This is a genomic window from Streptomyces sp. MUM 203J, from assembly GCF_022414595.1.
Taxonomy (GTDB): Bacteria; Actinomycetota; Actinomycetes; order Streptomycetales; family Streptomycetaceae; genus Streptomyces.
Genome location: NZ_JADWYO010000041.1, coordinates 43,220 through 52,570, shown reverse-complemented (window position 1 = coordinate 52,570; position 9,351 = coordinate 43,220). Strand labels below are relative to the sequence as shown.

10 protein-coding genes are annotated in these 9,351 nt (G+C 71.6%); 4 read left to right on the top strand and 6 right to left on the bottom strand.

Translation table 11 applies throughout. From position 1 onward, the window contains the following. Positions 1 to 124: 124 nt before the first annotated feature. Both I3F58_RS20185 and mca read right to left on the bottom strand, forming a co-directional pair. Positions 125 to 358 (bottom strand): hypothetical protein, encoded by a 234-nt coding sequence (locus tag I3F58_RS20185; RefSeq protein WP_240110055.1) that lies wholly within the window; start codon positions 356 to 358, stop codon positions 125 to 127. Beyond that, positions 351 to 1,232 carry a mycothiol conjugate amidase Mca gene (mca, locus tag I3F58_RS20180; protein WP_240110054.1) on the bottom strand — a complete coding sequence of 294 codons (882 nt, stop codon included), beginning with the start codon at positions 1,230 to 1,232 and terminating at the stop codon, positions 351 to 353. Before mca ends, I3F58_RS20185 begins: the two co-directional genes overlap by 8 nt. Positions 1,233 to 1,326: 94 nt before the next feature. On the opposite strand from mca, the gene I3F58_RS20175 reads away from it, so the two are divergent. Together I3F58_RS20175 and greA are read left to right on the top strand one after the other, a co-directional pair. Next, entirely contained in the window at positions 1,327 to 1,725 is a 399-nt protein-coding gene (locus I3F58_RS20175) for a DUF4307 domain-containing protein (RefSeq protein ID WP_240110053.1), read from the top strand. Between the two features lie 236 nt (positions 1,726 to 1,961). Next, entirely contained in the window at positions 1,962 to 2,459 is a 498-nt protein-coding gene (greA, locus tag I3F58_RS20170) for a transcription elongation factor GreA (RefSeq protein ID WP_240110052.1), read from the top strand. A 125-nt stretch (positions 2,460 to 2,584) separates the two neighbouring features. Here greA and I3F58_RS20165 read toward each other — a convergent pair whose 3' ends face one another. The 3 genes from I3F58_RS20165 to ilvA form a co-directional block, all read right to left on the bottom strand. Continuing rightward, entirely contained in the window at positions 2,585 to 3,436 is an 852-nt protein-coding gene (locus I3F58_RS20165) for an ABC transporter permease (protein ID WP_240110051.1), read from the bottom strand. Next, a complete protein-coding gene (locus tag I3F58_RS20160; RefSeq protein WP_240110050.1) occupies positions 3,433 to 4,467 on the bottom strand; it encodes an ATP-binding cassette domain-containing protein in 1,035 nt (344 codons plus the stop codon). The genes I3F58_RS20165 and I3F58_RS20160 overlap by 4 nt, the downstream gene beginning before the upstream one ends. Positions 4,468 to 4,611: 144 nt before the next feature. Beyond that, the gene (gene ilvA, locus I3F58_RS20155; protein WP_240110049.1) at positions 4,612 to 5,853 is read right to left on the bottom strand and encodes a threonine ammonia-lyase; all 1,242 of its coding nucleotides are present in this window, start codon (positions 5,851 to 5,853) and stop codon (positions 4,612 to 4,614) included. Between the two features lie 324 nt (positions 5,854 to 6,177). Between ilvA and I3F58_RS20150 the strand changes: the two genes are divergently transcribed. Further along, complete coding sequence (locus I3F58_RS20150) at positions 6,178 to 6,699, top strand: MarR family winged helix-turn-helix transcriptional regulator (RefSeq protein WP_240110048.1); 522 nt, start codon at positions 6,178 to 6,180, stop codon at positions 6,697 to 6,699. An 87-nt stretch (positions 6,700 to 6,786) separates the two neighbouring features. On the opposite strand, the gene I3F58_RS20145 is transcribed toward I3F58_RS20150, so the two are convergent. After that, the gene (locus I3F58_RS20145) at positions 6,787 to 7,941 is read right to left on the bottom strand and encodes a cystathionine gamma-synthase (protein WP_240110047.1); all 1,155 of its coding nucleotides are present in this window, start codon (positions 7,939 to 7,941) and stop codon (positions 6,787 to 6,789) included. A 58-nt stretch (positions 7,942 to 7,999) separates the two neighbouring features. On the opposite strand from I3F58_RS20145, the gene I3F58_RS20140 reads away from it, so the two are divergent. Next, the gene (locus tag I3F58_RS20140; protein WP_240110057.1) at positions 8,000 to 9,112 is read left to right on the top strand and encodes a hypothetical protein; all 1,113 of its coding nucleotides are present in this window, start codon (positions 8,000 to 8,002) and stop codon (positions 9,110 to 9,112) included. Positions 9,113 to 9,351 lie beyond the last annotated feature (239 nt).

Here is a 9,351-nt window from a genome sequence, read left to right as displayed (position 1 = left end):
GGCCGGGGCCGGCGGCGCGAAGCACGTCCTCGCCCTGCACGGCGGGGAACCGCACGCCCCGCACGCCGGGTCGGGCGACGAGGCGGCGGCATGCCCGGTGGGGGCGCGTCGCCGCCCCGTCGGGTCACTTCCGGGCGGCGGGCTCCCCGGCGGCGCCGACGGCGGCCTCGGTCGGGGCCTCCTCGAAGTCGACCTTGTTCATGTGCCGGTTCATCGACTTCATCAGTGCCCACACGGCCAAGGCCATGACGGCGAAGACGACGAAGCCCAGGACGCCGGGCGTCACCTTGTTCTCGTCCAGCTCCTCGGCCAGGGGGACGAGCTGGATCAGTGCCTGGTGTGCGCTCATGTCAGGCATTGTCGCGGATGCCCGCGAAGAGGTCGTCCTCGGGGAGGGCGGTGTCGACGAGGGACTTCGCCAGCTCGTACTCCTCCGTCGGCCAGACCTCCCTCTGGATCTCCATCGGCACCCGGAACCACCCGCCGTCCGGGTCGATCTGGGTACGGTGCGCGATCAGGGCCCGGTCCCGGGTCTCGAAGAAGTCGGCGCACGGGACGTGCGTGGTGAGCGTGCGCTCCTTGCGCTCGAACTCGTCCCAGCGCTTGAGCCAGTCCCCGTACGGCGACTCCATGTCCCGGTCCAGGAGAGCCTGGTGCAGGGCCTCGGTGCGGGGCCGGTTGAAGCCCTGGTTGTAGTAGACCTTCAGCGGCTGCCAGACCGGGCCGAACTCGGACTCCGGGTACTTCTCCGGGTCGGTCGCGCCCTCGAAGGCCACCATCGTGATCCTGTGGGTCATGATGTGGTCGGGGTGGGGGTACCCGCCGTTCTCGTCGTACGTGGTGATCACCTGGGGCCGGAACGCGCGGATGGACTTCACGAGGCGGCCGGCCGCCTTGTCCACGTCCTCCAGGGCGAAGCACCCCTGGGGCAGCGGCGGCAGCGGGTCGCCCTCCGGAAGCCCGGAGTCCACGAAGCCCAGCCACTCCTGCCGGACCCCCAGGATCTCCCGCGCCTCGTCCATCTCCTTGCGGCGCACCTCGTGGATGTTCTCCTCGATGTACGCGTCGCCCTGGAGCTTCGGGTTGAGGATGGAGCCCCGCTCGCCGCCCGTGCACGTCACGACGAGCACGTCCACCCCCTCCGACACGTACTTGGCCATCGTGGCCGCACCCTTGCTCGACTCGTCGTCGGGGTGGGCGTGGACTGCCATCAGTCGCAGCTGCTCAGTCAAAGCTGGATCCTCAGTGATTGGTCGCATGGCTCGGCTTCTATAGTGACGGAATCGGCGGGTTGACTATTCCGAATAAGGGCCGAGAGGAACGATCATGAGCGTCGCGGGCGAGAAGCTCCCCGAGGGCCGGTACGGCCGTGCGGCAGGTGAGCGCTCGGACCGCGGCCTGAAGACCGTCGGTGCTGTGCTGGGCGTGGGGCTGGTCGCCATGGTCGGCTGGTTCGGTTACGACTACGTCGGCGGGCAGCGGATCAGTGCCGAGGTGATCAAGTTCGATCTGGCCGCGGACCGGGTGGACGTCCATCTGGAGGTGCGCAAGCACGACGGCGCACGCGGGTACTGCACCGTCCGTGCGCTGGCCGAGAGCGGCGCGGAGGTGGGCCGCAAGGAGTTCCGCTTCGACGAGCCGGAGACCCGGGTGGACCGGGTCGTCAGCGTCCGTACCACGGAGCGGGCCACCGCCGCCGAACTGCTCGGGTGCGAGGCCGACTGAGCCCGGGGCCGGACGCGGGCCCGCGGACCTGTGGTCCAGTGGCCGCCGACGCCTGTCGAGCCGCCCGTTCGGGGGGCTTGACACCCGTGCTGACCTGCGGAGTATCAGATTCCGTGAGATTCCTCCTCCCTCTTTGAGCCCGCAATTGTTAGGCTCGTGGTTTCGCCCTCCCGGGAAGGCTGCATCCTTACTGGTAGGGCGTTTGCTTGTATTCCCAGCACCGACGAGGAGCACCTGTGACCCAGACCAGCGAGAACGTCACCTGGCTCACCCAGGAGGCGTACAACCAGCTCAAGGCCGAGCTGGAGTACCTGTCTGGTCCCGCGCGAACCGAGATCTCTGCCAAGATCGCGGCGGCGCGCGAGGAGGGCGACCTGCGCGAGAACGGCGGGTACCACGCGGCCAAGGAAGAACAGGGCAAGATGGAGCTCCGCGTGCGCCAGCTGACTCAGCTCCTGGAGCACGCGAAGGTGGGCGAGGCTCCGTCGACGGAGGGTGTGGTCGCCCCCGGCATGGTCGTGACGATCGCCTTCGACGGCGACGAGGACGACACACTGACCTTCCTCCTGGCCTCCCGCGAGTACGCCAGCTCGGACATCGACACGTACTCGCCGCAGTCCCCGCTCGGCGGAGGCGTGAACGGCAAGAAGGTGGGCGAGGACGCCGGGTACGAGCTGCCGAACGGCAAGATGGCGTCCGTGAAGATCCTGGACGTGAAGCCGTACCAGGGCTGACACCGTGCCCGGCCTGAGGCCGTGGCAGCGCTGACGCCCCGCCGCGCACGACACGGAGGGCCGGCTCCCGGAAACGGGGGCCGGCCCTTCGGCGTGCAGGCCCTCGGGCCCGCGAAGGGGCGTGCCTACGACGCGGCCGAACGGTACTTCCGCACCGCCAGTGTGCGGAACACCGTGACGATCACCAGCGACCACAGGATCGAGGCCCATACCGGGTGCTGCATCGGCCAGGCGTCGGACTGGGTGACACCGGGGTTGCCGAACAGCTCGCGGGAGGCCTGGACCGTCGTGCTGAACGGGTTCCACTCCGCGACGTGCCGCAGCCAGGGGGTCATCTGGCCGGGGTCCACGAAGGCGTTCGAGACGAAGGTGACCGGGAACAGCCAGATCAGCCCGCCGGAGGTGGCCGCCTCCGGGGTCCGTACGGTCAGGCCGATCAGCGCGCCGATCCACGAGAAGGCATAGCCCAGGAGCAGCAGCAGCGCGTAGGCGCCGAGCGCCTTCAGGACGCCGTTCTCGATCCGCCAGCCGACCAGCAGCGCGACACCGGTGAGCACGACCAGGGTCAGCGTGGTCTGGACGAGGTCCGCGATGGTCCGGCCGGTGAGCACCGCGCCCCGGGCCATGGGCAGCGACCGGAACCGGTCGATGAGCCCCTTGTGCATGTCGTCCGCGATGCCCGCGCCGGCTCCGGCGGTGGCGAAGGTGACCGTCTGGGCGAAGATGCCGGCCATGAGGAAGTTGCGGTAGACGTCTGGGTCGGTGGTCCCGCCGATGTTCATGGAGCCGCCGAACACATAGCTGAACAGCACCACGAACATGATCGGCTGGACCAGGCCGAAGATCACGATCTCCGGGATCCGGAGCATCCGGATCAGGTTCCGGCGGGCCACCACCAGGGAGTCGTTGACCGACTGGACGATCCCGCCGCGCGGCCGGGGCGCCGCGATCCGTTCGGTGTCGGTGACGGCGGTCACTGGACGGTCTCCTTGCTGCTCGAAGCGCTGGTACGGGACGGGGCGGCGGCGGTGCCCCCGCCCTCACCGTTCTCGGGCGGGGACTCGGCGGCGTGGCCGGTGAGGGAGATGAACACGTCGTCGAGGGTGGGGCGGCGCAGCCCGATGTCGTCGATCTCGACGCCCCGGGCGTCGAGTTCCCGGATCACCTCCGCGAGCAGCTTGGCACCGCCGGCGACCGGGACGGTCAGCTTGCGGGTGTGCTCCTCGACGGCGACGGAGCCGCTTCCCTCCTGCCGGAAGCGGGTGAGGACCTCGCGGCCGGTGGCGATCTGGCCGGGGGTGTGGACGACGACCTCGACGCGCTCGCCGCCGGTGCGGGCCTTCAGCTGGTCGGCGGTGCCGCGGGCGATGACCCGGCCGTGGTCGACGACGCAGATCTCGTGCGCGAGGTGGTCGGCCTCCTCCAGGTACTGGGTGGTCAGGAGCAGGGTCGTACCGCCCGCGACCAGTTCCTGGATGACGTCCCACAGCTCCTGGCGGTTGCGGGGGTCGAGGCCGGTGGTGGGCTCGTCCATGAACATCACGGGCGGCGACACGACCAGTGCGGCGGCCAGGTCGAGGCGGCGGCGCATTCCGCCGGAGTAGGTCTTGGCGGGGCGGTCGGCTGCGTCGGAGAGGTGGAAACGCTCCAGCAGCTCGACGGCCCGGGCCTTCGCGGCCTTGCCGGACATCTGATACAGCTGCCCGACCATCTGGAGGTTCTCGCGGCCGGTGAGGTACTCGTCGACGGCGGCGAACTGGCCGGACAGACCGATGGCACGGCGGACCTCGTTGGGCTGCTTGAGCACGTCGAGACCGGCGACGACGGCACGGCCGCTGTCCGGCTTGAGCAGCGTGGTGAGGACGCGCACGGTCGTGGTCTTCCCGGCACCGTTCGGTCCGAGAAGCCCCAGGACGGTGCCTTCGGGGACGTCGAGATCCACGCCGTCCAGTGCTCGTACGTCGCCGAAGGTCTTCACCAGACCTTCGGCATGAATGGCGCCTGGCATATCCGCTCCGTTGTGGGTGACTCTGCGGGGGTCGCGTACGACCTTTTCCAATGAGCTGTGCCTATGAGCTAGGCCACAGGCTATCGCGATATATCGCGATCAACAAGGGACGTGTGCCGCTCCGGACGCGGCACCACGGCGGGCTCAGCTCATGACCGTGTAGCCCGCCTCGTGAAGCGCCGACCCGACCTCCCGGCAGTGGTCCGGCCCCTTGGTCTCCAGGTGCAGTTCCACCTCCACCTCCGTCAGGCCGAGCCGCGGGTCCGTACGGACATGGCTCACGTCCAGGACGTTCGCGTCCACCACCGTCAGCACGCCCAGCAGGTTCGCCAGCGCGCCCGGCCGGTCCGGCAGGCGCAGCCGCAGCGTCAGATACCGCCCGGCCGCCGCCATGCCGTGCCGCAGCACCCGCTGGAGCACCAGGGGGTCGATGTTGCCGCCGGACAGCACGGCCACCACCGGCCCCTCGAACGCCTCGGGCTCGCTGAGCAGCGCGGCGACCGGGCTGGCCCCCGCGGGCTCCACCACCAGCTTGGCCCGCTCCAGGCACAGCAGCAGCGCCGAGGACAGCGCGTCCTCCGACACCGTCCGCACCTCGTCCACCAGATCCCGGACGAGGGAGAACGGCACGTCGCCGGGGCGGCCCACCTTGATCCCGTCGGCCATCGTGGGCCCGCAGTCCACGCCGACCGGATGCCCGGCCGCCAGCGACCTCGGGTAGGCGGCCGCCGCCTCGGCCTGGACGCCGACGATCCGCACATCCGGCCGGAGCGCCTTCACCGCGACGCCGATGCCAGCCGCGAGCCCGCCGCCCCCGATGCCGACGACGAGGGTCCGCAGCTCCGGGCACTGCTCCAGGATCTCCAGGCCGACCGTGCCCTGACCGGCGATGATGTCCGGGTGGTCGAAGGGGTGGATGAACACCGCGCCCGTGCTGCGGGCGTAGTCCTGCGCGGCGGCCAGCGTCTCGTCCACGACATGACCGTGCAGCCGCACCTCGGCGCCGTAGTCGCGCGTCGCGGCGACCTTCGGCAGCGGTGCGCCGACCGGCATGAAGACGGTGGACCGCACGCCCAGCAGCGAGGAGGCCAGGGCGACGCCCTGCGCGTGGTTGCCGGCCGACGCGGCGACCACCCCGGCCGCCCGCTCCTCCGGCCGCAGCCCGGAGATCCGTACGTACGCGCCGCGCAGCTTGAACGACCCGGTCCGCTGGAGGTTCTCGCACTTGAGATGCACCGGTCCGCCGACCAGACCGGACAGATACCGGCTGCCCTCCATCGGCGTCGTCCGCGCGACCCCCGCGAGCATCTTCTGGGCCCCCTTGACGTCGTCCAGCATGACGGCGGGCTGAGCGAGGCGGGGGGTGCGGGAGGTGCGGAAGTTCATGCGGCCAGTCTCGCAGTCCGGGCCCGCGTCCGGCGGCTTCTCCCCCGCCCTGCCCCTTGCCCCGACCGGGACCGCGCCCGGTGGACCCGCGCACGGCGCCGCCGCGTGCCGCCACGGTCACGCCCGGGGCAGCGCTCGCTCTCCGGCTCCCCCACGCCGTCCGGGCAGCCGGCCCCCGGGGGGACGGAAGCCCCGGAACTCGCAGCGGCGCCCCGATCGGGGAACCGGTTCATCTCGATTCCGCAGCGCGGGTACGCCGCGGGGGGTCTGCGCGTACTCTGTCCCCCACCGAAACCGACCGCCGCACGAGAGAGCCCTCCAGCCATGCCCACTTCCCAGGACATGACGTCTGATCTCGACACCGGTCTCCTCGATGCCCTCCAGCACCAGGTGGCCGTCTTCGCACGGCGGGCCGAGCAGACCCGCCTCGCGGGGACCGGCCAGCTCCGCAACTCGATGGACCGCGCCGCCTATCTGCTGCTCAACCGGCTCGACCAGGAAGGCCCGATGGGCGTCAAGGCGCTGGCCGCCGGGATGGGCATCGACTCGTCCACGGTGACCCGGCAGGTGGCGCCGCTCGTCGACACCGGCCTGGTGAAGCGGACCTCGCACCCGGAGGACGGCCGCGCGGTCGTTCTCCAGCTGTCCCCGCGCGGCCAGGCCCGCCTGGAGGAGGTACGGCTCTCGCGGCGCGATCTGATGGCGCGGGTGACGGACGGCTGGTCGGAGGCGGAGCGGGAGGCGTTCTGCGCACTGCTGACCCGCTTCAACTCCGCTCTTTCGAACAAACAGTTGGGCCTGCCGTCGCCGCACGCCGAGCCGGACGTGCCGGCGCCGCGCTCCTGACGCACAAGCCACGGACGTACCCGCGGCGGACGCACGCGCGGCGCCGCCCGGCGGTAAGGACGGCGCCGCACAGGGTGGCCTGAGGGATCAGCCGAGGGCCTGGCGCAGGTCCTCCACCAGGTCGTCGGCGTTCTCGATGCCGACCGAGAGCCGTACGAGGTCGGCGGGCACCTCCAGCGCGGACCCGACGACGCTCGCGTGCGTCATCCGCCCCGGGTGCTCGATCAGCGACTCGACACCGCCCAGCGACTCACCGAGCGTGAACAGCTTGGCGCGGTTGCACACCTCGACCGCCGCCTCCTCGCCGCCTGCGACCCGGAACGACACCATGCCGCCGAAGCCGCGCATCTGCTTGGCCGCGATCTCGTGGCCCGGGTGCTCCGGGAGGCCCGGGTAGAGCACCTGCGTGACCTTCGGGTGCTGGGTCAGCATCTCCGCGACCCGCGCCGCGTTCTCGCCGTGCCGGTCCATCCGTACGGCCAGGGTCTTGATGCCGCGCAGCACGATCCACGAGTCGAAGGGCCCGGCGACCGCGCCCATCGCGTTCTGGTGGTAGGCCAGCTCCTCCCCCAGCGCCTCGTCGGCGGCGACGAGGGCACCGCCGACGACGTCGGAGTGGCCGCCCATGTACTTGGTGAGCGAGTGCACGACGACGTCCGCGCCGAGGGCCAGCGGCTGCTGGAGGTACGGCGAGGCGAAGGTGTTGTCGACGACCAGCTTCACCCCGGCGGTGCGGGCGATGTCCGCGAGCGCGGCGATGTCGCTGATGCCGAGCAGCGGGTTGGACGGCGTCTCGACCCAGATGGCCTTCGTACGGTCCGTGAGCGCGGCCCGCACGGCCGCCGGATCGGAGGTGTCCGCGACGGAGAAGTCGACACCCCAGCGCTGGACGACCTTGGCGAAGAGCCGGAACGTGCCGCCGTACGCGTCGTCCGGGATGACCACGTGGTCGCCGGGCACCAGCAGGGTCCGCAGCAGGCAGTCCTCGGCGGCGAGCCCGGACGCGAAGGCGAGACCGCGGCGCCCGCCCTCCAGCGCGGCGAGGTTCTCCTCCAGCGCGGTACGGGTCGGGTTGGCGCTCCGGCTGTACTCGTAACCGCCGCGCAGGCCGCCCACGCCGTCCTGCTTGTAGGTGGACACCTGGTAGATGGGCGGGACGACCGCGCCGGTCAGCGGGTCGGCGGTGTTGCCCGCGTGGATGGCGCGGGTCTCGAAGTTCTGGTGCGTGTGCGCGTCGCTCATGCTGCGAGGGTAGTCCGCCGCCGGGAAGCGCGGCGGGTCCGGGACAATGAACCTCATGGTGGAGTTTCTCTGGTTCCTGTTCGCCCTGGGTCTGATCTTCGCGGCCCTCGGCCCCTGGCTGTGGCGCCGCCGCGGCGGCAGCGGCGGTATCCGGCTGGCCGAGCCCGGAACGCCCGACGCGGCGGACCCGCTCGCGTACGGCTTCGTACGCCAGGAGCTCCTCGACGTCCGGATGCCGGGCCCGGACCAGGACCTGGTCGACGTCCTGGACGTGGTGCAGCGCACCCGGGACTGGCGGGCCGCGTCGCAGCTGCTGGCGGGCACGCCCAAGGAGGGTGAGCTGCGCTGGCAGCGGGTGCAGGCGTTCGCGGGCGCGGCGTCGCTGGAGCTGGCGCAGCAGCCGGGCGTCGGAGGCGCGTGGCTGCGGGCGTGGCGGGCGGAGGCCCCGAAGGACGCGGGCGGCGCGGCCGTGCACGCGGAGTTCCTGGTGCAGCAGGCGTGGCGGTCGGCGGCGGTCGGCACGGACGAGTTCCGCATCATCCTGGAGGAGGCGCGCAAGGTCTGCGGCGAGGCGGCACTGCTGGCCCCCGGCGACCCGGTCCCGTACATCGTGCAGCTGGCGGTGGCGCGCGGCCTGGGCTACGGCCACGAGGAGTTCGACCAGGTCTGGGCGAAGGTCATCGACCGGGACGCCCGGCACATGGGGGCCCATCTCGCGGCGCTGCACTACTGGTGCGAGAAGTGGCACGGGTCGCGGGAGGAGGCGAACCGGTTCGCGACCGCGGCGGCGGCCCGCGCCCCGCAGGGCTCGCTGCTGGCGGCGCTGCCGCTGTTCGCGGTGTGGGAGCACATGGAGGACCTGACGCTGGTCCAGAGCTTCTACGAGACGCAGGTCGTGTCGACGGCCATGGAGGGCGCGCTGTACGCGGTGAACGCGGCGGCCCCGGACGACCCCATGCTCGCCCATGTCCGCCACCTCCTGCTGCACTTCCTGGTCGGCGCCCACCGCTGGGCGGAGGCGATGGACCAGATCGTCCATGTGGACGGCCACGTCGGGGCGCTGCCCTGGACCCTGCAGGAGGACCCGGCCGCGCAGTACGCGGTCTACCGCGCGCTGGCGGTGGCGGGCTACGAGGCCAACGGCGGCAGCCCGGCGACACTGCCGCGCTGAGTCTCAGCCCGTCCGGCGTCCGAGGACGAGCGCCGTTCAGGCGCGACGGGGGCGCCCCGGGGCAGCGCCCCCGGTTGCGGCAGGGAGCCGCCGGCCCTCACCGGCACGGCGCCGCGCCCCAGGTCAGACGCGGGGTGCGGGGCCGGTCCCGCGAGGGAAACCCGGTTGCCACGGAACCTACCGGTGAGTCATACTCCGCTTCCCCCCACAGCTTTGCCATGTCCATTTTCGGACACCCG